At 42.5% G+C, this 23915-nt stretch carries 20 protein-coding genes; 7 read left to right on the plus strand and 13 right to left on the minus strand.

The window, feature by feature from the left end; genetic code table 11:
* The first annotated feature begins 28 nt into the window (after window positions 1-28).
* Window positions 29-1090: an HDOD domain-containing protein gene (locus NE535_RS13620; protein WP_261299168.1), complete on the plus strand. Its 1062-nt coding sequence runs from the start codon at window positions 29-31 to the stop codon at window positions 1088-1090.
* 89 nt (window positions 1091-1179) lie between these two features.
* On the opposite strand, the gene glyS is transcribed toward NE535_RS13620, so the two are convergent.
* Window positions 1180-3252 carry a glycine--tRNA ligase subunit beta gene (gene glyS, locus NE535_RS13625; protein WP_261299169.1) on the minus strand — a complete coding sequence of 691 codons (2073 nt, stop codon included), beginning with the start codon at window positions 3250-3252 and terminating at the stop codon, window positions 1180-1182.
* A 9-nt stretch (window positions 3253-3261) separates the two neighbouring features.
* Window positions 3262-4167: a glycine--tRNA ligase subunit alpha gene (gene glyQ, locus NE535_RS13630; RefSeq protein WP_261299170.1), complete on the minus strand. Its 906-nt coding sequence runs from the start codon at window positions 4165-4167 to the stop codon at window positions 3262-3264.
* Between the two features lie 112 nt (window positions 4168-4279).
* Between glyQ and NE535_RS13635 the strand changes: the two genes are divergently transcribed.
* Window positions 4280-4840 (plus strand): DNA-3-methyladenine glycosylase I, encoded by a 561-nt coding sequence (locus NE535_RS13635; RefSeq protein ID WP_261299171.1) that lies wholly within the window; start codon window positions 4280-4282, stop codon window positions 4838-4840.
* A gap of 73 nt (window positions 4841-4913) precedes the next feature.
* On the opposite strand, the gene NE535_RS13640 is transcribed toward NE535_RS13635, so the two are convergent.
* From NE535_RS13640 to fadB, 5 genes are all read right to left on the minus strand, one after another.
* Window positions 4914-8099 carry an amidohydrolase family protein gene (locus NE535_RS13640; RefSeq protein WP_261299172.1) on the minus strand — a complete coding sequence of 1062 codons (3186 nt, stop codon included), beginning with the start codon at window positions 8097-8099 and terminating at the stop codon, window positions 4914-4916.
* A gap of 231 nt (window positions 8100-8330) precedes the next feature.
* Window positions 8331-8795: an MOSC domain-containing protein gene (locus NE535_RS13645; RefSeq protein WP_261299173.1), complete on the minus strand. Its 465-nt coding sequence runs from the start codon at window positions 8793-8795 to the stop codon at window positions 8331-8333.
* Window positions 8795-9058 carry a sulfurtransferase TusA gene (gene tusA / locus NE535_RS13650; RefSeq protein ID WP_261299174.1) on the minus strand — a complete coding sequence of 88 codons (264 nt, stop codon included), beginning with the start codon at window positions 9056-9058 and terminating at the stop codon, window positions 8795-8797. Before tusA ends, NE535_RS13645 begins: the two co-directional genes overlap by 1 nt.
* 448 nt (window positions 9059-9506) lie before the next feature.
* Complete coding sequence (fadA, locus tag NE535_RS13655) at window positions 9507-10670, minus strand: acetyl-CoA C-acyltransferase FadA (RefSeq protein ID WP_261299175.1); 1164 nt, start codon at window positions 10668-10670, stop codon at window positions 9507-9509.
* Window positions 10671-10692: 22 nt separating this feature from the next.
* Window positions 10693-12843 carry a fatty acid oxidation complex subunit alpha FadB gene (fadB, locus tag NE535_RS13660; RefSeq protein ID WP_261299176.1) on the minus strand — a complete coding sequence of 717 codons (2151 nt, stop codon included), beginning with the start codon at window positions 12841-12843 and terminating at the stop codon, window positions 10693-10695.
* 237 nt (window positions 12844-13080) lie between these two features.
* Between fadB and pepQ the strand changes: the two genes are divergently transcribed.
* From pepQ to hemG (NE535_RS13680), 4 genes are all read left to right on the plus strand, one after another.
* Window positions 13081-14397: a Xaa-Pro dipeptidase gene (gene pepQ, locus NE535_RS13665; RefSeq protein ID WP_261299177.1), complete on the plus strand. Its 1317-nt coding sequence runs from the start codon at window positions 13081-13083 to the stop codon at window positions 14395-14397.
* The gene (locus NE535_RS13670; protein ID WP_261299178.1) at window positions 14390-15004 is read left to right on the plus strand and encodes a YigZ family protein; all 615 of its coding nucleotides are present in this window, start codon (window positions 14390-14392) and stop codon (window positions 15002-15004) included. Before pepQ ends, NE535_RS13670 begins: the two co-directional genes overlap by 8 nt.
* An 82-nt stretch (window positions 15005-15086) precedes the next feature.
* Entirely contained in the window at window positions 15087-16544 is a 1458-nt protein-coding gene (locus tag NE535_RS13675; RefSeq protein WP_261299179.1) for a TrkH family potassium uptake protein, read from the plus strand.
* Window positions 16544-17083 (plus strand): menaquinone-dependent protoporphyrinogen IX dehydrogenase, encoded by a 540-nt coding sequence (hemG, locus tag NE535_RS13680; protein ID WP_261299180.1) that lies wholly within the window; start codon window positions 16544-16546, stop codon window positions 17081-17083. Before NE535_RS13675 ends, hemG (NE535_RS13680) begins: the two co-directional genes overlap by 1 nt.
* 16 nt (window positions 17084-17099) lie before the next feature.
* Here the strand turns inward: hemG (NE535_RS13680) and NE535_RS13685 are convergent, their stop codons facing one another.
* Window positions 17100-17405 carry an ArsR/SmtB family transcription factor gene (locus NE535_RS13685; RefSeq protein WP_261299181.1) on the minus strand — a complete coding sequence of 102 codons (306 nt, stop codon included), beginning with the start codon at window positions 17403-17405 and terminating at the stop codon, window positions 17100-17102.
* A 167-nt stretch (window positions 17406-17572) separates the two neighbouring features.
* Between NE535_RS13685 and hemG (NE535_RS13690) the strand changes: the two genes are divergently transcribed.
* Complete coding sequence (gene hemG, locus NE535_RS13690) at window positions 17573-18112, plus strand: menaquinone-dependent protoporphyrinogen IX dehydrogenase (protein ID WP_261299182.1); 540 nt, start codon at window positions 17573-17575, stop codon at window positions 18110-18112.
* Window positions 18113-18153: 41 nt separating this feature from the next.
* Here hemG (NE535_RS13690) and NE535_RS13695 read toward each other — a convergent pair whose 3' ends face one another.
* The 5 genes from NE535_RS13695 to def are packed head-to-tail and all read right to left on the minus strand — an operon-like array spanning window position 18154 to window position 23793.
* The gene (locus NE535_RS13695; protein ID WP_261299183.1) at window positions 18154-19596 is read right to left on the minus strand and encodes a TrkH family potassium uptake protein; all 1443 of its coding nucleotides are present in this window, start codon (window positions 19594-19596) and stop codon (window positions 18154-18156) included.
* Window positions 19597-19607: 11 nt separating this feature from the next.
* Complete coding sequence (gene trkA, locus NE535_RS13700; RefSeq protein ID WP_261299184.1) at window positions 19608-21017, minus strand: Trk system potassium transporter TrkA; 1410 nt, start codon at window positions 21015-21017, stop codon at window positions 19608-19610.
* Window positions 21018-21033: 16 nt separating this feature from the next.
* Window positions 21034-22317: a 16S rRNA (cytosine(967)-C(5))-methyltransferase RsmB gene (gene rsmB / locus NE535_RS13705; protein ID WP_261299185.1), complete on the minus strand. Its 1284-nt coding sequence runs from the start codon at window positions 22315-22317 to the stop codon at window positions 21034-21036.
* Window position 22318: 1 nt separating this feature from the next.
* Window positions 22319-23275, minus strand: coding sequence for a methionyl-tRNA formyltransferase (gene fmt, locus NE535_RS13710; RefSeq protein WP_261299186.1), 957 nt, complete (start codon window positions 23273-23275; stop codon window positions 22319-22321).
* A gap of 8 nt (window positions 23276-23283) precedes the next feature.
* Window positions 23284-23793: a peptide deformylase gene (gene def / locus NE535_RS13715; protein WP_261299187.1), complete on the minus strand. Its 510-nt coding sequence runs from the start codon at window positions 23791-23793 to the stop codon at window positions 23284-23286.
* Window positions 23794-23915: the final 122 nt, after the last annotated feature.

Below are 23915 nucleotides of genomic sequence, written 5' to 3' on the forward strand. Positions count from 1 at the left end.
TAATAGATTTACTTTGTAGGCTTATATTGTGGTCATAAAATTATTTAAAAAGTTGTTTAATGTTCGTGATCCTCAAGAACAAGCCAAGTTTACTGGCGTGTCTAGTGCTGAAAAAAAGCAGGCTGCTATACAAAAAAAGTCGGTTCAACCGAATACGTCACCTCGTGTTAATGGGCCCAACGATGCTGAGCAATTATCCTCTATTGATGTGTCAGCGCTATTTTATACTTTGCTATTTCCACAACAACAGCAACAAGATGGCATTGCTAATAATCTTGAGCGCCAAGTTATGGGGCAAATTGAAACAGCATTAAGTTCGCCTAAAGAAATTGCTGAAAATGTACTGAAGCTGCCAAGTAAGATAATTGAGTTAGATAATAAACTAGCTGACGAAAATGTTGATATTAAAGATGTGCTTAAACTAATTGAGCAAGACCCGTTATTAAGCATCGAAATACTGAAGCTGTGTAATTCACCGCTGTTTAGGCGTTCAGATAAACAAGTGAGTAATCTTCAGCAAGCTTTGGTACAGTTGGGGCGAGCACAGCTAAGGCGACTTGTTACTGTTTGTCTTACCCGTGAAATGATCGATATTAAGCCCATTTACTTTCGTCGATTTGGCGCCGAGATTTGGCGACATTCAATGCAGGTAGCATTTTTGTCAGGTGAGTTAGTTGAACAAGATAGCGACAGTGCTTTTTTATTAGGGCTTTTGCATGATGTGGGTAAGATAGCCATTTTTAAAATGTTAATTGATGCGTTTTATCAGGCCGAACCAGGGGAGCAACCAAACTCGGTGCTTTTTAGTCAGTTAATGACGTCTAAATCGCTCACCTTAAGTGCTTTATTGGCTAAATATTGGCAGATCCCTGAGACGTTTGCTGATGACTTATCGTTACTCGCCAATGTGAATATTGCGCCTCATTCTGGCGCGGCAAAAGCGGTTTGGCGTGCCAATGTGATTAGTGAATGTTCAATGTTATTACAGGCTAATAAATTGTCGGAACAGATGTTGATTAAGTTGCTCGGACAAGTTGATATTTCTCGTGAAGCATTCGATTCGTTACATCAAAAGCTCATTGAGTTTTAATTTTATTGGTATTTATTACATAACAAGCGCCACCATTTAACCGACATAAAAAAAGCGCCTAAGGCGCTTTTTTATTGATGAGCGAGTGGTTAAGACTGCAATACCGAAATATCTGCTACGTGCAGGAATTGTTCTCGTAAACTATTAAGTAAGGCTATGCGGTTTTGTTTTAGGGCGTCATCATCAGCCATCACCATTACATCCTCAAAGAACTGATCAACGCTTTCACGTAAATCAGCTAACAATGTCAGTGCTTGCTGGTAATTTGCGCTGGCAAATAATGGTGCTAACTCAGGTTGAAGCTGAGTTAACTTATCTGCCAAGGCTTTTTCTGCAGCTTCCACAAGTAAGCTTGAGTTAATCGTGTCAGGCAATGTGCCTTCAACTTTAGCTAAGATGTTTGATACACGTTTATTTGCAGCTGCTAGCGCGGTAGAAGCTTCTAAACTGCGGAAGTGAGATACCGCTTTAACTCGGCTATCAAAATCAGCAGGACGTGTTGGGCGGCGAGCTAACACTGCTAAGATAACATCGACTTCAATACCTTGATCTTGATACCAGCTGCGGAAGCGTGCCATAAAGAACTCAAGTACATCATCAGCAGTGCTGTTATTACTTAGGGTTTCACCATGCAATGCTTGCGCTTTAGCAATTAAATCAACTAAATCAAGTGGCAAGTTGTTTTCGACGATGATTCGCAGAATACCAATAGCGGCACGACGCAAAGCAAAAGGATCTGCAGCCCCTTTAGGGGCTTGGCCAATACCAAAAATACCCACAAGGGTGTCAAATTTTTCAGCTAAGGCAACGGCACAAGATATTGCATCTGTTGGTACGGTATCGCCTGAAAACTTAGGCTTATACTGCTGTTCAATAGCAATGGCAACCGCTTCGGTTTCACCGTCAAGACGCGCATAGTGCATGCCCATGGTGCCTTGGGTATCGGTAAACTCCATCACCATGTTGGTCATTAAGTCTGCTTTAGACAATAATCCGGCACGGCTCGCATCAGTTTCATTTGCATTTAATTGCGCAGCGATAAAGCCTGCCATTGCAGAAATGCGTTCAACACGTTGCTTTAACGTACCTAATTGCTTTTGGAACACAACAGTTTCTAAACTGGCTAGACGATACTCAAGCGTGTGTTTTTTATCGGTGTTAAAGAAAAACTCAGCATCGGCTAAACGTGGACGAACCACTTTTTCGTTACCCGAAATAATCTGCTGTGGATCTTTAGATACAATATTAGACACAAAGATGAAGTTAGGCATTAGCTTGCCTGCAGCGTCAAATACTGGGAAGTATTTTTGATCGCCTTTCATGGTGTAAACCAAGGCTTCTGCTGGTACGTCTAAAAACTTCTCTTCGAAGTGCGCCGTTAATACAACCGGCCATTCAACTAAAGAAGTGACCTCTTCAAGTAAGCTATCTTCTAAATCAGCCACGCCACCAATAGTACTCGCCGCTTTTTCTGCATCGGCTTTAATAAGAGCTTTACGTTCGTGGTAATCAGCAATCACTTTGCCTTGTTCTTTAAGCATGCTGATATAGTTATCAGCATGATCAAGTTCGAAACTGGCTTGTCCCATAAAACGGTGGCCACGGATAGTGCGGGCTGATTTTATGCCAAGCACTTCACCGTCAATGGCCTCACTACCTAACAACATAGTTACGGTATGCACTGGACGAATAAATTGAGTTTTGCTACTGCCCCAGCGCATCGGTTTTGGGATGGGTAATTTGTCTAATGCGCGCTGCGTCATATCAGCAATTAAGCTGCTGGTGGCAACACCGACAACTTTAGCGTTATGCACTAACCATTCACCTTTGTCGGTGACTAAGCGTTCGGCTTGCTCAACCGTAATACCATTACCACGTGCCCAGCCTATAGCGGCTTTAGTTGGGTTACCTTCAGCATCAAATGCAGAAGTAACCGCAGGACCACGCTTTTCAACCACTTTGTCAGCTTGAGATAATGCCAGCTCAGTAAAGCTAATCGCTAAACGACGAGGTGCTGCATACCATGTTGATGCGCTAAAAGGTAAATCGGCTTTTGCTAGCTCATCGCTAAAGTTAGCTAAAAATGATTCAGCTAAATTACGTAATGCTTTTGGTGGCAGTTCTTCTGTACCAATCTCAATGAGTAAGTTTTCAAAATTCATCGGTTACCTCTACTTACACATAGGGAAGCCTAGCGCTTCACGTGCTTTATAATAAGATTCTGCTACACCTTTAGCCATGGTACGAACGCGTAAAATATAACGCTGGCGCTCGGTCACTGAAATAGCGTGGCGTGCATCAAGTAAGTTAAAAGCATGCGATGCTTTCATGACTTGCTCGTAGGCAGGGAGAGGTAGTGGTTTGTCTAAACCTAATAAATGCTGACAGGCTTTTTCACAGTCATCAAATTGTTTGAATAACACTTCAACATTGGCATGTTCAAAGTTATAAGTTGATTGTTCAACTTCATTTTGATGAAAAATGTCACCGTAAGTGACTCGCCCCATAGGGCCATCTGTCCAGACGAGATCATAAACACTGTCGACTTCTTGAATGTACATTGCTAAGCGCTCAAGGCCGTAGGTGATTTCACCCGTAACCGGGCTACATTCTAATCCGCCAACCTGCTGGAAGTAGGTAAACTGAGTCACTTCCATACCGTTTAACCAGATTTCCCAGCCAAGACCCCAAGCACCTAGTGTTGGTGATTCCCAATTGTCTTCAACAAAACGGATATCATGCACTTGAGTATCAATACCTAGTGCCTCTAATGAGCCTAGATATAACTCTTGGATATTGTCTGGAGACGGCTTCAATACTACTTGGAATTGATAGTAGTGTTGTAAGCGATTAGGGTTGTCACCATAACGGCCATCAGTTGGGCGGCGTGATGGTTGAACATAGGCGCTGCTCATTGGCTCTGGGCCTAAAGAGCGTAAAAATGTTTGCGGATGAAATGTTCCCGCGCCCACTTCCATATCGAGTGGTTGAACAATCGCGCAACCTTGCTGCGCCCAGTATTCTTGTAGGGTTAGGATGAAACCCTGAAATGTCTTTACGTCGTGTTTCGTCGTCATGTCTACTACTGTCAGGCTATTAATAGAAAATGGAATTGATTATACCTTGTAGAACTAGGTAGATGTAGGTTATTTTTTAACGTATGACAATTTTTGTTAATGGACGCGATACATGCAAGTTATCCGATGCGGCTGGGTAAGTGATGATCCTATATACCAACGATATCATGACGAGGTTTGGGGCCGACCGGTTTATGACTCGCAAGAGTTGTTTGCTAAGTTATGTTTAGATGGTCAACAAGCAGGTTTGTCTTGGATAACCATTTTAAAAAAGCAGCATAATTATGAAGATTTATTTGCTAACTTTGACCCCAGTATTATCGCTACCTATGACGAGGCGAAAGTTGAGGCACTCATGCTTGAGCCTGGTATTGTTCGTAATAGATTGAAGATTAATTCTATTATACGTAATGCCAAAGCTTATTTAGCATTTGTAGAGCAGGGTAATGATTTTTCATCATTTCTCTGGGAGTTCGTTAATGGTCAACCGCAGATTAATCATTTTCAAACAGCAGCGGATTTGCCTGCACAAACTCCTGAGTCAGAGGCCATGTCGAAGGCACTTAAAAAGCTTGGTTTTAATTTTGTCGGTCCGACAATTTGTTATGCTTTTATGCAAGCTGTAGGCATGGTTAACGATCACACAAAAGATTGTTTCTGCTATAAAAAGTAACGCTTATGGTTTATATAAAAAAGGGTGTTCCACGTGGAACACCCTTTTATTTTATAGTGAGTAAAAAACGAGCTTACTTGCTCTCAAAGAAGAAAGCTTTGCGCTGTTTTTTATCGCCATTTAATTCGTTCATCGTTTCAGCATTAAACAGCTTGCCGTTAATCATAGTGTAAGTCACTTTATCCGTCGTACGAATATCTGCTAATGGATCACCATCGATAACGATTAAGTCGGCTAATTTACCTGGTTTAATAGACCCTAATTGATGATCCATACCAAAGGTTGTTGCAGGATTAATGGTTGCCGTTTTTAGCACTTCCATATTACTCATGCCACCTTGTGCAAACATCCACATTTCCCAATGAGCCGCTAAACCTTCTCGTTGACCATGTGCGCCGATGTTGGCTTTAACGCCAACATTGTTGAGTTCGTTTGCAACGCGTGCCACATTGAAATGGTTATAGTGGGCATCGGGTGCAGTTGTGCGGCGCATTGAACGCGCATCTAAAATGTCTGATGGAACGTACATGCTAAGGCGTGGGTGAGCCCAAACATCTGTTTTGTCATACCAGTAATGCTCGCCTGAAATACCACCATATGCCACAACTAACGTTGGGGTATAAGAGACTTCAGTTTGTTGCCAAAATTGTTTGATATCACTATAGATAGAGGCAACAGGTAACGAATGCTCAACGGTTGTATGACCATCGGCAATCATCGACAAGTTATGCTGCAGTAAACTACCACCTTCTGGCACAACCATCATCTCTAACTCACGAGCAGCCTGAATCACTTGCTGACGTTGATTTCGACGTGGTTGGTTATAGCTTTTAACACTGAATGCACCAACTTTTTTCAAGCGCTCTAAATGAAATTTAGCATCATCCAATGAGTCTACATGAGAGGTGTAACCTGGAAGGTTTGCCCCATATAAAATTGTGCCGGTTGAGAAAATACGTGGACCAACAATATTACCGGCTTTTTGTTGCTCTGATGCAGCAAAAATCTCGGTGGTATCATTTGATGGATCGTGGATTGACGTGACACCCAATGACAGGCCTGAATATAGCGCCCAGTTTTGTTGTGGAATGATTTCATCGTCAGCTTGTCCACCATGGGCATGCGCATCAAATAAACCAGGCATAATTGATTTGCCTTTGATATCGATTATCTCAGCACCAGAGGGTATTTCAGTTGTTGCATCGCCAACACTGATAATCTTGTTATCTTTGACAATCACAACGCCATTTTCAATCACTTGGTCGTTTTCAAGCGTAATCACTTTTCCGCCAACAAATGCGACAGTTCCACGTGGAACATCTGCGTTTTCTTTAAAGCCGATAGCTGTGATCGTGGGTTCAGTTTTGGTATCTGAGTTAGCGTATGATGTATCCACTTTAGCTTGATATAAATCTGGGCCAAGGGTCCAATATAATTGATTACTATCATTGTTCCAGCTGATGCTTTCACCTGCGCGGGCACTGAGTTGAGTAACAGGGAGGTTATTTGCTTTTGGACCAATATTAATCGTTTCACCGTGTTTAGCAAACGGGGTTACGTATACCCGGAAACGCTCAGCAAAAGCTAAGTGCTCACCATCAGGAGATACCCGGAACTCAGTCGCATGATCGCTCGTGTAATGAGTGCGTTTTTCAAAACCATTTAAACCGATAGAGGCAAGCTCTGGTTTATCACTATAGTCCATAAAAAACACGCGATCATTATCCGCACCGAACTGGGGTTGATGACCGCTGGCAGAAATTTTAGTATTTTGTTTACCTTTAATATCTACTTTGTATAAACCTGGTTCCTGCGACCAAGTTCTTGGTGTCATGTAATCGCCTTTCGATTTGCGGTAAACAATGGTATCGCCATCTGGTGAGAAGGTGGCTTCAACGTATTTACCTGGCTCACTGGTTAATACTTTGGCTTTGCCACCTCGCGCACTGACAACACTGACTGTTCCTTGGTCTTGATCATTCCAAGTCGTAAACACGATGTTTTTACCATCACGAGACCACTGCGGAAACAGTTCATTAATGTTGTCATCTAAACGCGTTAAGCGTTGCTGCTTGCCACCATTAATATCACGTATCCAAATTTTTCCTAACGCTTCAAAAACGACTTTTTCACCATTTGGTGATACTTGTGCCATGCGTAACATTTTCACATCAAATTTATCTTGGTCAAGATTTTGAGTGAATCGTACAGATGGTTGAACGTCTAATTGGGTCTTTACTGAAAAGGGAATATCACTGACGGTTTGTTTTGCGATATTGAGTTTATTAATTTTACCGTTAGCCCAAAAGATGATTTCTTTATTATCTTGGGCCCATGACATCGTTGGGTAAACGCCATGAATAGCCCAAGTCTCTTGCATATCACGGTCTAATTTATCGTATAACTTGGTGGTTTCACCCGATTTAAGATCAAGTAGATATAACGTAGATTGAAAGCCATCGCGCTTTATATAGGCTAGTTTTGTTCCGTCAGGACTTGGTGTTGGACGAATTGCTCCCCCCGTACCTTCAATTAATACTTCGATATCACCTGTTTGGGTATCGTAGCGTTTAATCTTATAAATCCCTTTTACAGAGTCTTTTGAGTAGTGGAATGTTTTACCCGGTGTAGCGTCTTGGCTGAAATAAATATAACGGCCATCTGGCGAGTAAGCTGGTTCACCTAAATCTTTTTCATCATTAGGGCGCTCAGTTAATTTTACCCCTTCACCGCCAGCAAGGTGATACATCCATACTTCGCCAGCACCTAAACTTCGGCTTGCCGTGAAGTGTTTACGGGCGACTAAATACTGTGAATCAGGGCTCCATGCAGGACTATTTAACAGGCGGAAGGTTTCTTTGGTCACAGGGTGTGGGTTAGAACCATCGGCATTCATTACCCATATATTGTCGCCACCATCTTCATCAGATGTGAAGGCTATGTATTTTCCATCGGGGCTATATACTGGCTGCATTTGCCATGCTATACCGCTTGAAATAGCTTTGGCTTCGCCACCTGATATTGGCATTTGATAAATGTCACCGAGTAGATCAAATACGATGGTTTTACCGTCAGGAGACACGTTAACGTTCATCCATGTCCCATCGGTAACATTAATATCGACTTTTTGAAGAGGGGCGTTTTCTGGCGCATTTACTTGCCATTTAGTTGCTTCTTCTTCGGTTGCAAAACTGTTAGCGCTGATACCAAGCGACAAGGCTATCGCGGTATATATTGGGGTGAGTTTTTGTGTGAACATGCAAGATCCATTTATTTATCGTTATAAGAAAATGAATACTAGCAAACCGTGGATAGGTGTTTTTAGTAAGGTTGCTAGCATCAAATCTGGCTTGGCAACCTTTATCGCATAAAAGGGCGCTTAACGACACAAAAATTCTGTTTCAATTAATGACAATAAATAACATTCGCAGCACAATAAGTTGACTTTATAGTGGGAAATGACGGGCGGTGTGAATGTTTGTAAGGTCGGTTAGAGTGTGATGATGGTGACAATATCATCTTGTTGAATAAGGCCAGGCTTTTTCACTCGGCAGGTTACGCCGCCACGCCAATCCGGTGTCAGAGCTTGCTCTAATCCTGAATATGCCTGTTCCATTTTTTTACATGGATCCGTTTCACCCGTTATGATTAACTGTAAATCATCACCTATTTGAATGACTTTACCAACATCAGCAGCACTGAATTGATAGCCGCTTATTAATAAATTGGCTCTTCTAGTAAGCCAATCTAAATCGTTATTGATTTGCTGGCAGGCTATTTGCCATTGCTCTTCTGACATCACAGTGACTTGACGTTTACCTGGGCGGCCAAAAATATCATTCTCTACGCCACGCTCTAGGGTCACATTCGCGCAAAAAACCGAGTTCATAACGCCCCGTTTTGCTGTTTTATATGCTATGCCCGTTAAGGTTATGTCAGTTTTAGGTGAGGTCATCACAATCCCTTTTTGAGCAAATATTGGTAAGGTGTAGCATCCGTAGCGCTGGCTACCAGAGTGTGATCCATAAACTCACAGAAACTGGGAATGTCTCTTGTGGTTGCTGGGTCATCGGCAATAATTAGCAGTGTTTCACCTTCCGCCATTTTTCGAACCGTTTTTCGGATCATCATTACCGGTTCAGGGCAGCGTAAGCCTACAGCATCAAGTTGATGTTGAGCTTGCTTAAATATATCTGATGAGGTTAATTGTTCTGACATTACAACTTCTATTGACAACATGACTATGTGGATATGGTACTCCGCCAAGTTAAACTTGCCAAGTTTAGCTGCGGCTAATGTGATTTTAAGCGAATAAAATTTATTTGAATTTGTCGATGTAAACTGACGTTTTTTTGATTGATGATTATTTTTTTTAACCACTATGTTTGTTTTTGGTGCAGATGTTCAAATTACCATTATGGCTGAATAGATTACGTAATACTTACCTTCAGACTTATGGCTCAATGATCTTTTTTGTATGCTATGCCATTCAAGATTTGTGTTCATCGTGCTTTTTAAACTTTCCTCAAATATGTTTCACGTGGAACATAAGCCGTTTCATGAAAATAAAAAACCGAATTATTTTATAATAATTCGGTTTTTATCATCATATTCAAGTCATCAAGCTACAGAGTTAACATTTCTATCTGACTTCCAGATATCAGGTTTAAACGCGCTCAAATACCGTTGCGATACCTTGGCCTAAACCAATACACATGGTAGCTAAACCCAAGGTTGCATCTTTGTCTTCCATCAAGTTAATCAGGGTGGTAGAAATACGTGCACCTGAACAGCCTAGTGGATGACCTAGTGCAATAGCACCACCATTAAGGTTGATTTTTTCTTCAACCACATCTTGCAAACCAAGATCTTTAACACAGGGTAAAGACTGTGCAGCAAATGCTTCGTTAAGCTCAATTACATCTAAGTCAGCAACCGTTAAGCCTGCGCGAGCTAATGCTTTTTGGGTGGCAGGAACAGGACCATAACCCATGATTGCAGCATCACAACCGGCAACAGCCATAGAGCGAATGCGGGCACGAATTGGTAAACCTAAAGCGCGCGCTTTTGATTCTTCCATGACGAGCATTGCCGATGCACCATCTGAAAGTGCAGAAGAAGTACCCGCAGTAACAGTACCGTTTGCCGGGTCAAATACTGGACGTAAACCCGCAAGTGATTCCATTGTGGTTTCAGGACGAATCACTTCATCGTTGAACACTTTGATTAATGCGCCATTTGCATCATGACCTTCCATTGCCCAAATTTCTTTGGCAAAACGGCCTTCAACAGTTGCTGCGTGAGCGCGTTGGTGTGAACGCACAGCAAATGCATCTTGTTGCTCACGAGTAACGCCATGTAATTTACCCAGCATTTCAGCGGTTAAGCCCATCATACCTGACGCTTTAGCAACACGATTAGCAAGGCCTGGGTGAAAATCAACACCGTGATTCATTGGTACGTGACCCATGTGTTCAACACCACCAATAATGAAAGTGTCACCCATGCCTGTCATGATGGCGCGAGCGGCTTGATGAATGGCATCCATTGATGAACCACATAAACGGTTTACGGTAACAGCGCCCGCCGTTTTAGGTACACCAGCAAGTAATGAAGCATTACGCGCAATGTTAAAACCTTGCTCTAAGGTTTGTTGTACACAACCCCAAATAACGTCTTCAATTAGGTTTGGGTCTAATTGTGGGTTACGAAGAAGTAACCCTTTCATTAATTCTGCAGACAGAGTTTCTGCACGTACATTTCTAAATACCCCCGCCTTTGAACGGCCCATTGGGGTACGAATGCAGTCTACGATAACAGCTTGTTTCATGATTTAATTCCTTTCCCACTAATTAGGCTTGGTAGTAACTACCGTTATTGGCTGCAAGGTCGCGCATTGCATCAGTCACTTGGTACAAGCCACCTAAATGCGCATATTTATCTGCTAGGGCAACAAATGCTGCTATGCCCATAGTGTCTAAATAACGGAATACACCACCACGGAATGGAGGGAAACCTAAGCCGTAAACTAAGCCCATGTCAGCTTCTGCTGGAGAGGCAACAATGCCTTCTTCTAAACAACGCACTGTTTCAATGATCATCGGGATCATACAACGCGCGATGATGTCATCAGCTTCAAATGCTTTTAGTTCGCCAAATGTGCCTTTGAGTAATTCATAGCTGGTTGGATCCAGATCTTTTTTCGGTTTACCGCGACGGTCAACAGAATAAGCATAGAATCCTTTGGCATTTTTTTGACCTAAACGTTTGTTTTCAAACATGATGTCAATAGCATCTTTGTCTGTTTTACCCATACGATCTGGGAAACCTTCAGCCATAACTGCTTGGGCATGGTGGCCAGTATCTAACCCCACCACATCAAGTAAGTACGCAGGGCCCATTGGCCAACCAAATTGTTTTTCCATCACTTTATCAACTGCGGCAAAGTCAGCACCGTCAGCAAGTAAGCTGTTAAAGCCTGCAAAATATGGGAAAAGTACGCGGTTAACAAAGAAACCTGGACAGTCATTAACAACAATAGGGGTTTTACCCATTTTGCTGGCGTAGGCAACAACCGAAGCAATGGTTTCTTCTGAGCTGTGTTCACCACGGATCACTTCAACTAATGGCATTTTGTGCACAGGATTAAAGAAGTGCATGCCGCAGAAACGTTCCGGTTTCTTGAGGCTTTTGGCGAGTAAGTTGATTGAAATAGTTGATGTGTTTGATGCAATAATTGCATCTTCAGCTACGTAACCTTCAACCTCTGCTAATACTGTCGCTTTCACTTTTGGGTGTTCAACTACCGCTTCAACTACCACATCACTGTGTTTAATCGATGCATAGTCTAATGATGGAGTGATGTTGTTGAGTACTTGTGCCATTTTTTCTGGCGTAGAGCGTCCACGGGCAACCTGTGCTGAAAGCAATTTAGCTGCTTCGTTTAAACCAAGCTCAAGTGCAGGCTGGGCGATGTCTTTCATGACAATCGGAGTGCCTTTACTTGCGCTTTGATAGGCGATACCACCACCCATAATACCAGCACCAAGTACCGCTGCATTGTTAACATCTTTAGCTAGTTTGACCGCTTTCTTAGCTTTGCCTTTAACGAATTGGTCGTTTAAGAAAATGCCGATAAGGGCTGTAGCGACTTCTGTTTTAGCTAACTTGATAAAGGCCTGCGCTTCAACTTGTAATGCACCAGTGCGATCAAGAGTTGCTGCTTGTTCGATAACATTCACAGCCGCCATTGGCGCAGGATAATGTTTACCGGCAATTGAGAACACCATGCCTTTAGCGGTAGCGAAAGACATCATGGCTTCTAACTTAGCAAGCTGCAGAGGAGATTGCTTTTGTTTACGACGTGCTTGCCAATCTAAGTTGCCAGCTAACGCGTCATGGATCATTTGAATCGCTGCTGATTGTAAGTTTTCTGGTGCAACGACCGCATCAATTGCGCCAACTTTAAGGGCATCATCAGGACGCTGCTCTTTACCCGATGTGATCCACTCTAATGCGTTATCTGCACCAATCACGCGAGGTAGACGCACTGTGCCACCAAAACCAGGAATTAATCCCAGTTTGGTTTCTGGCAAACCAACACGTGCATTAGTATCTGCTACACGTAAATCTGTTGCTAAAATCGTTTCGCAACCGCCGCCCAAGGCAAAACCGTTGATGGCAGATACTGTCGGAAAAGGTAAATCTTCAAGCTTATTGAATACCGCATTAGCTTGTTCAACCCAAGCGAGTAATGTGGCGTCATCTTGCTTAAATAATTCTAAAAACTCAGTGATATCAGCACCAACGATAAATGTGCTTTTGGCTGAGGTAAGTAACAGTGCTTTAATCTCAGCATGTTGCTTAATGCTATCTAATGCAGCATCTAAAGAGGCTAGAGTTTCTCTATCGAACTTGTTTACCGAGCCCGGTGCATCAAAGCACAGCTTGGCAATATTGTCTTCTAGTAACTCAACCTGGATGGTAGGGCTTTGGTAGATCATTGCTTGCTTCCTTATTGCTTAAAGCGATTTCCACATCTTTATGACTTGTGTAGTTATCAAGCTTGTTTTACAGCAGTGTAGGCCATCATTTGACCAGTTACACAACAGTGTGCGACTAAATGACAAAAATTACAACACCCAATTTAAACGACCGTTTAATTTTTTGTCTGCTGAGGAGATTTTTCTCCTTTGTGGTAGACTGTTAAGGTTCGCCAACTCAAGAATAGGGATTAAAAAATGGATAAGCTGGCTAGCTTTTATCATGCGCACATTGCTGAATTAAACCGTCGTGTGGCGGAAATATCACACCGTGAAGGATTAGCGGGATTGGTCATCCATTCTGGTCAACCTCATCGCCAATTCTTAGATGACATGAATTATCCATTTAAGGTTAATCCACATTTCAAAGCGTGGTTACCGGTTCTGGACAACCCTAATTGCTGGGTTATTGTGAATGGTAGCGATAAACCTAAATTAGTTTTTTACCGTCCTGTGGATTTTTGGCATAAGGTCAGTGATGTTCCCGAAGCATTTTGGACTGAACACTTTGATATTCAGTTATTGACTAAAGCTGACAAGGTTGCGGAGTTTCTACCAAAAGATTTAACGGGGTGGGCGTACATTGGTGAGCATTTGGATGTCGCCGACGTGCTTGAGTTTTCCTCGCGCAATCCAGATGCTGTAATGAATTACCTGCATTATCATCGAGCTGATAAAACACAATATGAGCTTGAGTGTTTACGTCGTTCAAACCAAATTGCAGTAAGGGGCCATAAAGCGGCGAAAGGTGCATTTTTTAATGGCGCCAGTGAATTTGAGATCCAGCAGCAGTATTTGGCCGAAATAAGTCAAGGTGAGAATGAAATGCCCTATGGCAACATTATTGCCCTCAATCAACATGCCGCAATTTTACATTACATGACCTTAGCGCACGTAAAGCCGCAACAGCGATTGTCTTTTTTGATTGATGCTGGCGCGAGTTACCATGGTTATGCAGCGGATATTACCAGGACTTATTCCTTTGAGAAAAACCGTTTTTCTGAGTTAATCAGTGCACTAAACCAACAGCAGTTAAGTATTATTGATGCAATGAAGCCTGGGGTGAAGTACACAGATTTACATATCATGACTCATGAACGGATTGCACAGTTGTTGATTGATTTTAAGTTAGCACATTCGGACGTGGCAACATTAATAGACTCTGGTGTAACGAGTGCGTTTTTTCCTCATGGTTTGGGGCATATGCTCGGCTTGCAGGTACATGATATGGGTGGATATTCCCATGACGAAAGAGGGACACATATCCCCGCACCTGAAAAACATCCATTTTTGCGTTGCACTCGAACGTTAGCGGTTAATCAGGTGTTAACCATAGAGCCTGGTATTTATATCATCGACTCGTTACTGAATGACTTATCAAATAATGCAAAACAATTAGTGAATTGGCAAACCGTTGATTTAATGCGGCCCTTTGGTGGGATCCGTATTGAAGATAATGTCATCGTCCATGCTGATAGAAATGAAAACATGACAAGAGAGAGTGGTCTTGACTGAGAGTTATTCGATACCAGAGTCTAACTTATTGATTGAAGAAGAGATAAAGCATAGTCGCTTTATCTCTTTTCTGTTTCATTGTCCAAGTCAGGATACTTTGAAGTTAACACTCACTAACATTAAGCAGGAATACCCAGGGGCAAGTCATTACTGCTATGCCTATGTAGCCGGTGCGCCGAATGATATGGTGAATATTGGCTCTAGTGACGATGGTGAGCCCGCTGGAAGTGCGGGAAGACCTATGCTTGCTTCCTTGCAAGGGGCGAATATCGGTGAGGTTGGCGCGATTGTGGTGCGCTATTTTGGCGGTACTAAGCTAGGTGTAGGTGGTTTAGTAAGAGCTTATAGTTCGGGTGTTAAGCAAGGAATGCAACAGCTTAGCGTGGTGACTAAATTTATTCGTTATCCAATTAGCCTGAGTTGTAGCTACGCGCAATTAGCTGATATTGAATATATTGTCGCGCAACATGACGGCGTTATGTTAACCAAAGAATTTACAGACAAGGTTGAACTTAAGTTTGAATTAGCCAAAGATGCGCTAGAACATTTCAATACACAACTTGCCACCCTGACTCAGGGTGAACTTCAAGTGAAGTTTACAGTTTGAGCTACGCAGAACTTATGCCAAAATGCCCTGGCAGATCGTATTTTTTTATATCTTTACAACATTTAGCCAACAGAAGCCATTAATGCAATATAAAACAATTATAAGAATCACGGGGTTGTTGATGGGGTTATTCTCTATCACCATGCTTCCTCCTGCGTTGGTGGCGGTGTTATATAAAGATGGCGGTGGTACGGCGTTTATTCAGGCGTTTTTTGTTAGCTTATTTTTAGGTTTTTTGCTTTGGTACCCCAACCGTCGAGAAAAAGGCGACTTACGTACTCGCGAAGGATTCCTCATTGTTGTGTTGTTTTGGACCGTACTGGGATCGATTGGTGCGTTACCGTTTATTTTTTCTAAAGAGCCCGATCTAAGCTGGACTGATAGCTTTTTTGAATCATTTTCGGCGCTGACAACGACAGGGGCCACGGTTATTGTTGGCCTAGACCATTTACCTAAAGCCGTACTTTTTTATCGTCATCTATTACAGTGGATGGGGGGGATGGGGATCATCGTATTGGCCGTAGCCATTTTGCCACTATTAGGTATTGGTGGTATGCAGCTTTATAAGGCTGAAGTACCTGGGCCAGTAAAAGACAGTAAGATGACTCCAAGGATTGCTGAAACGGCTAAAGCCTTATGGTACATCTATTTAATGTTAACAATTGCATGTGCAACAGCATTTCATTTTGCAGGAATGGACATTTTTGATGCTATTTGCCACTCATTTTCAACTATCGCCATTGGTGGTTTTTCGACTAAAGATGCTAGCTTAGGGCACTTCGATAGCCCATTAATTAATATTATATGTGCGGTGTTCTTATTAATTGCAGCGGTTAATTTCAGTCTACATTTTGCAGCATTTACCCGTCGAGGTATTAACTTTAAAATCTATTTTAAAGATGCCGAATTTAAAGTGTTAATTGCTGTGCAGTTAGTGTTAACCGCTATTTGTTTTATCACCCTATATTCATCTGGTATTTACGATTCACCAGAACAAACCTTAGATTATGCTTTTTTCCAGGTTGTCTCGATATCCACCACAGCAGGTTTTGGTACCGAAAGCTTCCATTCCTGGCCCTTGTTCCTGCCTATTTTACTGATTTTTTCAAGTTTCATTGGCGGTTGTGCTGGGTCAACAGGTGGTGGAATGAAGGTTATTCGCCTGATCTTACTGGTGCTACAGGGCTCGCGTGAGCTTAAGCGCTTAGTGCACCCCAAAGCCATGTACTCTATTCGTATTGGTGGTACTGCGTTACCCGATCGTATTATCGATGCGGTATGGGGGTTCTTTTCGGCCTATGCTTTAGTGTTTGTTATTTGTATGGTCATTTTAATGGCAATGGACATGGATGCGATTACCGCGTTTAGTGCGACAGCTGCCAGTTTGAATAACCTTGGCCCTGGGTTAGGCGATGTGGCTAACAACTACGCAAGTATTACTGATGGTGCTAAATGGGTGCTCGTAATGGCAATGCTATTTGGGCGTTTAGAAGTGTTTACTCTATTGGTGTTATTCACGCCGACATTCTGGAAAAACTAATGCAAAGTTTGATGGTGTATTCAACGGTTGATGGGCAAACATTAGCGATTTGTCAGCGAATAAAGCAGCAGCTTGAGCTGGCTGGACAGTCTGTTAACTTGAAAGATGTTGCTCAGGTTAGTCAAGTGGATGTTAACAACGCAGAGCAGATTATCATTGGTGCAAGCATTCGCTATGGCAAACATAGACCTGCATTGTATGATTTTATTTCAACCCATAAGACGAGTATTGAAGGCAAGCCAAATAGCTTTTTTACGGTTAACGTGGTGGCAAGGAAACCTGAAAAAAACACTCCTAAAACCAACCCATATATGCAAAAGTTTTTAGTATTGTCACAATGGCAACCGCAGTTGCTTGGTGTTTTTGCTGGTAAAATTGATTATCCAAAATACCGATTTTTCGATAAATTTATGATCCGCTTTATTATGTGGATGACTAAAGGCCCGACTGATACCACGGGAACATTTGAGTTTACTGATTGGCAGAAAGTTGATGAGTTTGCTGCGCAGTTAGTGCAGCAAACCTCTCTGAGCGCTTAAGGCGAGGGCGTGAATATTAAGCGCAGTAACGACGGTGTAGTATTGATATTACCTCAGTGACCTGCTCGTTTTTCAAGGTATAAAATACTACCTGTGAGCTCTTACGTGTATTAACCAAATCTTCTGCTCGCAATACGGCTAAGTGTTGTGACAGTGCTGACTGACTTAATGGGACCGTTTCGTTTAGCTCTGTCACACTAAGTTCTTTATCCAGCAATAAACATAAAATCATTAATCGGTAAGGATTAGCGATGGCTTTTAGCCATTTTGCAGCCGTTTCAGCATTTTCTAACATGGTCGTGACATCAATCTCTTGCTGCATGATGAATTCCTTGGGCGATTATCTACATGAGAATCATACTCGTGCGGAAGAGAGATCTCAATTATCAGTATTAATTATATGAGCTAATTCTAATTTGTGATCATTTCATCGGTATCCCAGCAATATTTTTGCCACACTAGCCCTTTGTTAATCCATAAGGCTAAACCATGTCTAAAATATTGGTACTGTATTATTCTCGAGGTGGTCATACTGCGCAAATTAGTCGTGCCATTGCTCAACAAATCATGGCAACGGGTAACGGGTGTGATGTAGTTAATATCCATGATGTTAAAGGCGATATTGACTGGCCTCAATATGATGCCATTGCATTAGGCGCATGCGTGTTATACGGCTCTTATCATAAGTCTGTTTTTGAGTTTGTTGAGCGCTATCAAGCGCAATTAACCCAAGCACCTAACAGCTTTTTTTGCGTAAATGTGGTTGCCCGCAACCCTGAGAAGCGCATTCCTGAAAACAATAAATATCTACAAAAGTTTTTATCGCTGTCACCTTGGCAACCGCAAGATGTCAAAATTATTGCCGGTAAGGTAGATTACCCATCCTGGCCTTGGTATGACAGTTTGATGATCCGGTTAATCATGAAAATGACCGATGGACCAACAGATCCTAAAGCGATTATCGATTACACCGACTGGGATGATGTGAAGTGTTATGCCGAGCATATATTGACGTTGGTTAAGCAGTAGCTCATAGATGATGGCCTATAATTTATAGGCCTTAGACATTGCTAATATCGCCAAAATTGGGGGTGAAAAAGAACTGCAACGGTCAGTATTTCCAAACGGCCTAATAACATTCCTATTGCTAATGCCCATTTTGCCACATCTGAAAGGCTTGAAAAATTACCTGCAGGGCCGATGATTGAGCCTAAACCAGGGCCAACATTCGCAACCGCAGTAATTGCACCGGTGAAGCTGGTCATCGTATCTAAACCTGTTAAGACTAATACCATTGATAAACTTAAAATAACCAGGAAAAACAACATAAAAAAGGTCACTAATGAGCGCACAATATCATCATGCACTTTGTGGCCATTGTAGGTTTCTTTGAAAATACCATTGGGGTGAAACTGATGTTTGATTTGCTGACGCATAATCGCCATGGCAATTTGAAATCTGAAAATTTTAATTCCACCAGATGTGGAGCCGGAACAGCTACCGACGAGCATTAAAAATAAGAAGGCGGTACCGGCAAACGCTCCCCAGGCTTGATAATCAGTTAAGCCATATCCTGTGGTTGTGACTACTGATATGACATTAAAACTGGATAATCTTAATGCATCAATAAAGGCTAATTCTTTGTGAAAATACAGCCACACAGCAATGCTTAGTGATACAACACCAACAAAGAGTAGAAATCCTTTTACTTGCTGATCGTTCCAAATGGACAGATTACGTTGTTGAATAGATTGGACAAACATCAATAGCGGTAAACCGCCTGCGAGCATAAACACAACCCCAACCCAGTGCGATGCATTAGAGAAGTGAGCCATTGAGCTATCAGATGTAGAGTATCCGCCAGTTGAAAGCGTGGTCATAGCGTGATTAATGGCTTGAAACCAATTCATCCCCGCTAGGTGATAAGCCAATGTACACAGTAATGTGAGACCAGCGTAAAGAAGAAAAAGGTGTTTGGCCATGTGTTGGGTTCTTGGAGTGGTTTTATCACTCCAATCCGATGATTCTGTTCTAAATAAACGCATACCACCCACGTTTAAGAATGGTAAAACAGCCACCGCCATGACAATAAAACCGATCCCGCCAAGCCATTGCAATAAAGAGCGCCAAATTAAGATGCTGTGATCCATGCTATCTAAACCTGATAACACGGTTGAGCCTGTAGTTGTAATACCTGACATGGTTTCAAAAAATGCGTCGGTATAAGTGATACCGTGATAAAGAGTGAAGGGTAGAGCCGCACAAAAACTTACCGCTAGCCAGGTGGCACTGGTTAACACAAACATGTCGCGAATATTTAAGCGAATGTCATGTGGTCGCCCTGATTGGATACAAATGGTTGCGATAATCCCAGTGAATAAAGCTGATAGCATAAAGTCACCAATGGTTTCTTCGCCATATGCTAGCGCGAAACCCATTGGGATAAGCATAAAGCCTGTGAGGATGGCGAGAAATATGCCAATCACAAAAACCAGTTGCTTGAGATTTATCATTTATAGTCGAACTAAAAGAAAAAAGCGCTCGGTTGGAACAGCTTTTCAACATCGCCGATAAACTTCTTATTTACTAAGAAAAGAATCACATGATCTCCTTGCTGAATAACCGTTTTGTCATGCCCCATTAGTACTTCATCTTTGCGTACAATGGCACCAATAGTCGTACCCGGTGGCAGTTTGATGTCGCCAATTTGTTTACCGACAACTTTAGATGTATTGGCGTCGCCGTGGGCAATCGCTTCAATGGCTTCTGCTGCACCACGACGTAATGAATACACATTACAAATATCACCTTGGCGAATATGGGTCAGTAAAGCTGAAATGGTAGCTTGCTGAGGGGAGATGGCAATATCGATATTCGCTTCTTGAACAATATCAACATAGGCTTCACGTTGGATAAGCACCATGACTTTTTTGGCACCTAAACGTTTGGCTAACAAAGCAGACATGATGTTGGCTTCATCATCATTGGTCACGGCAATAAACACATCTGTTTGGTCGATATGCTCTTCATTTAATAGTTCTTGATCCGATGCGTCACCACAAAAAACGGTGGTTTTTTCGAGTTTCTCTGACAACATTTCGGCGCGCTCTTGGCGATGCTCTATCAATTTTACCGAATGATTTTTTTGTAAACGTTTCGCTAAACCAAAACCGATATTACCCCCGCCGGCAATCATAATGTTGCGATACGAGTTATCTAGCTTTTGCATTTCACTCATTACAGCGCGAATGTGGCGGCTATCGGCAACAAAGAATACTTCATCGTCAGCTTCGATAATTGTGGTACCACGGGGCATGATGGCTTTACCTTGACGGAATATTGCCGCTACCCGGGTATCAATATTAGGCATATGTTCACGCAATGTAGCAAGTGCATTACCCACTAATGGGCCACCGTAATAAGCGCGCACCGCCACTAGGCTCAGTTTTCCTTCAGCAAACTCAAGTACTTGAAGCGCTCCTGGGTATTCAACCAAACGATGTATGTAAGCAGTTACTAACTGTTCTGGCGCAATTAACTCATCGATGATAAAACCACCGCGTGGTTTTGCGTCACTCGATTTTACTTCTGAATTAATGAATAACTTTTCGCGCAAATCTAAATATGGCTCGGAACGGATCCGGGCAATTTTAGTTGGGGTACCAAACAGTGAATAAGCAATTTGGCAAGCCGCCATGTTACATTCATCGCTGTTGGTTACCGCAATCAGCATGTCAGCATCTTCGGCGCCAGCTTCTTTTAAGACGCTAGGATGTGCACCATGACCAACAACAACGCGTAAATCAAACTTATCCTGTAAAATTCTAAGTCTGGCTCGATCGTTATCAACAAGAGTGATGTCGTTGTTTTCGCCAACTAAATTTTCAGCTAGCGTGCCGCCTACTTGTCCAGCGCCCAAGATGATAATCTTCATATCCTTGCCAATATCCTTACAGTGCTTTTATTAAGCGAGCGTAGTAGAAACCGTCCATATTGTCCTGGCCGGGTAAAATCTGCCAGCCAATATCTTGTGCATTTTGTTGCTGACTAATCGGCACTAATTGCGCGTCAGGAGTACGAGATAAAAACGCGCTAACTTGCTGACTATTTTCTTCCGGTAATATTGAGCACGTTGCATAAAGTAACGTACCTCCGGGTTTTAACCATTGCCAACAGTGATCAAATATCTGTTGTTGTAAAATGGCCAGCTCAGCAATGTCATTATTTTTACGCAGCCATTTGATATCTGGGTGACGACGGATTACACCGGTCGCTGAACAAGGTGCATCTAACAGAATACGGTCAAATTTTTCACCTTGCCACCAAGTATCAATATTGGCAGCATCGCCATGAATAACTTGCGCTTTTAAATTCAATCTGTCGAGGTTTTGTTGCACTCTGGCTAAACGATTTTCGTCAAAATCTACCGCAACAATTTGGGCTTGAGGTGCTTGCTCTATGATATGACAGGTTTTGCCGCCAGGTGCTGCGCAGGCATCTAGGATTAACTCGCCGTTTTCTGGGGCTAATAAGGTGGCTGCCCATTGTGCGGCACCATCTTGAACTGAAGCAGCGCCATCCATAAAACCGGGAAGTAGATGCACATCTTTTGGACTTTCTAGCAAAATAGCATCAGCACTTGTGCCTTTTGTTGCTAAGACTTCCTGTTCAGCCAAGGTGGCAATGTAGGCATCGCGGCTTTGTGATAATTGATTGTTACGTAACCACATAGGTGGACGCTGGTGGCTTTGCTCAATAATGTGTTGCCACTGTTCAGGATACGCTTGTTGTAAGCGCTTAATAAACCAGGCGGGAGTGTTATAACGAAGTGTATCTGCTTCTGTCGACAGTGGAGCATTATTACGCTGAATATTGCGTAATACCCCATTAACCACTTTGACTAAACCATCAAACTTTAATTGTCTGCAAGCTTCAGCGGTTTCTGAAATCGCAGCGTGTGCAGGAATACGGGTAAAGTAAAGCTGGTAACACCCCACAAGCAAAAGCTGGTAAACGATTCGCTGCTTACCCTTAAACGGTTTGGCTAAACAATCACTAATACATTTATCAAGCTGAGGCAGTTGGCGCATGACGCCATAGCAAATCTCTGCCATCAAGGCTTTGTCTTTGCCATTATCAAGATGTTGCTGTTGTTCCGGTAGGGCAACAGATAGGGATACGCCTTTTTCTAATACATCAAAAATGGCTTTGGCGGCTAATGCGCGCACATTCATGCTAATTTGCCTCTTGGCTTAATAGGGTTCCAACGCTAAACCAGTCAGCTCGTGAGTTAAGAATGTCAGCAACAGCTAATGGTTTTTTGTTGGGTAACTGCATGGTGTCGATTATTAAGCTGCCAGAAGCGGTGGCGATGACGATTCCATTTTTATCCGCCTGAGTAATGGTCCCTGGCGCCGCTGTATTTAATGACGTGTCGTAACGCACTTGCCATACTTTAATGCTGCTTTGTTGATGTTCGAAATAACTGACTGGCCAAGGGTTAAAAGCGCGCACTTCTTGCCAAAGCTGCTTAGCGGGTTTATTCCAGTCAAGCTTGGCTTCTTCTTTTGATAATTTCTCAGCGTAATTAGCTAAGGATTCATCTTGTTTTTCGGCGGTTAAGGCGCCTAAGCTTAATTGCGCTAAAGCATCGATAAGGGCATCAGGGCCTTGAAGCGCTAACTTTTCATAAAGACTGGCAGATGTATCTGTGTCTTCAATTTTTAACGCAGTTTTTAGCAGCATGTCACCGGTATCTAAGCCTATGTCCATTTGCATAATGGTTACGCCGGTTTCATTATCACCTGCCCATAATGCTCGTTGAATTGGCGCAGCACCTCGCCAACGCGGCAAGATTGAACCATGAACATTTATGCAGCCTAATGTAGGTGTATCGAGTACGACTTTCGGCAAAATCAGTCCATATGCCACCACAACCATAATGTCTGCATTTAGCGCAGCAAGCTCGGCTTGAGCATCCTCATTACGTAACGATGGTGGCTGGAAAACGGCAATGTTATGCTCAACCGCTAATTGTTTTACTGGGCTAGGGGTCAATTTTTTACCACGCCCTGCAGGTCTGTCTGGTTGGGTATAAACAGCACAAACATTGTGCTCTGATGCAATCAACGCCTGTAAATGGCGAGCTGCGAAATCGGGCGTGCCAGCAAAAATAATATTTAACGGTTTCAAATCAGCCCCTATTCTTTAGCTGCTAAGCGAGCTTCTTTTTCAAGCTTAGTTTTAATGCGTTGACGTTTCAGTGGCGACAAGTAATCCACAAAAAGCTTGCCTTGTAAGTGATCCATTTCATGTTGAATACAAATAGCAAATAGCTCATCGGCTTCAACAGTAAAAGCTTCGCCATGGCGATCAAGTGCTTTTAGCGTGACTTTTTCTGCGCGGTCAACTTTGGCATAAACCCCAGGAACAGATAAGCAGCCTTCCTCATTGGCAAAGTCGCCACTAGAATTGACAATTTGTGGATTAATGAAAATTGTTGGGCGTTCTATTTCGTCTTGTAAGTCCATTACAATCAGTTGCTGATGAAAATCAACTTGCGTTGCAGCTAGCCCAATGCCTTTTTCGTGGTACATTGTTTCTAACATGTTATCAATTTGTGTCTGAAATTCTGGGCCGAAGTCTGTTACAGGCTTGGCTACAGTGCGCAAACGCTCATCTGGAAAACGTAAAACATTTAATAATGGCATAGATAAACTCTTAACAAATCTGTCAATATTTAGCTTGTTAGCTATACTGACTGTAAAAAATAGGATAATTTTAATCCTAACGGGCCTTCAATAATAGTAAAAAGCTCAAATATAGAGCTTAA

It is taken from the genome of Shewanella holmiensis, assembly GCF_025370255.1.
GTDB lineage: Bacteria > Pseudomonadota > Gammaproteobacteria > Enterobacterales > Shewanellaceae > Shewanella > Shewanella holmiensis.

What these genes read in the sequence shown, in the direction of transcription:
- def (WP_261299187.1), bottom strand. Translation starts at nt 23,793, where the DNA reads ATGCCATTATTAAATGTTTTACGTTTTCCAGATGAGCGTTTGCGCACT.
- glyS (WP_261299169.1), bottom strand. Translation starts at nt 3,252, where the DNA reads ATGAATTTTGAAAACTTACTCATTGAGATTGGTACAGAAGAACTGCCA.
- hemG (WP_261299180.1), top strand. Translation starts at nt 16,544, where the DNA reads ATGCAAAGTTTGATGGTGTATTCAACGGTTGATGGGCAAACATTAGCG.
- hemG (WP_261299182.1), top strand. Translation starts at nt 17,573, where the DNA reads ATGTCTAAAATATTGGTACTGTATTATTCTCGAGGTGGTCATACTGCG.
- fadA (WP_261299175.1), bottom strand. Translation starts at nt 10,670, where the DNA reads ATGAAACAAGCTGTTATCGTAGACTGCATTCGTACCCCAATGGGCCGT.
- pepQ (WP_261299177.1), top strand. Translation starts at nt 13,081, where the DNA reads ATGGATAAGCTGGCTAGCTTTTATCATGCGCACATTGCTGAATTAAAC.
- NE535_RS13695 (WP_261299183.1), bottom strand. Translation starts at nt 19,596, where the DNA reads ATGATAAATCTCAAGCAACTGGTTTTTGTGATTGGCATATTTCTCGCC.
- trkA (WP_261299184.1), bottom strand. Translation starts at nt 21,017, where the DNA reads ATGAAGATTATCATCTTGGGCGCTGGACAAGTAGGCGGCACGCTAGCT.
- NE535_RS13640 (WP_261299172.1), bottom strand. Translation starts at nt 8,099, where the DNA reads ATGTTCACACAAAAACTCACCCCAATATATACCGCGATAGCCTTGTCG.
- fadB (WP_261299176.1), bottom strand. Translation starts at nt 12,843, where the DNA reads ATGATCTACCAAAGCCCTACCATCCAGGTTGAGTTACTAGAAGACAAT.
- NE535_RS13675 (WP_261299179.1), top strand. Translation starts at nt 15,087, where the DNA reads ATGCAATATAAAACAATTATAAGAATCACGGGGTTGTTGATGGGGTTA.
- NE535_RS13635 (WP_261299171.1), top strand. Translation starts at nt 4,280, where the DNA reads ATGCAAGTTATCCGATGCGGCTGGGTAAGTGATGATCCTATATACCAA.
- rsmB (WP_261299185.1), bottom strand. Translation starts at nt 22,317, where the DNA reads ATGAATGTGCGCGCATTAGCCGCCAAAGCCATTTTTGATGTATTAGAA.
- glyQ (WP_261299170.1), bottom strand. Translation starts at nt 4,167, where the DNA reads ATGACGACGAAACACGACGTAAAGACATTTCAGGGTTTCATCCTAACC.
- NE535_RS13645 (WP_261299173.1), bottom strand. Translation starts at nt 8,795, where the DNA reads ATGACCTCACCTAAAACTGACATAACCTTAACGGGCATAGCATATAAA.
- tusA (WP_261299174.1), bottom strand. Translation starts at nt 9,058, where the DNA reads ATGTCAGAACAATTAACCTCATCAGATATATTTAAGCAAGCTCAACAT.
- NE535_RS13685 (WP_261299181.1), bottom strand. Translation starts at nt 17,405, where the DNA reads ATGCAGCAAGAGATTGATGTCACGACCATGTTAGAAAATGCTGAAACG.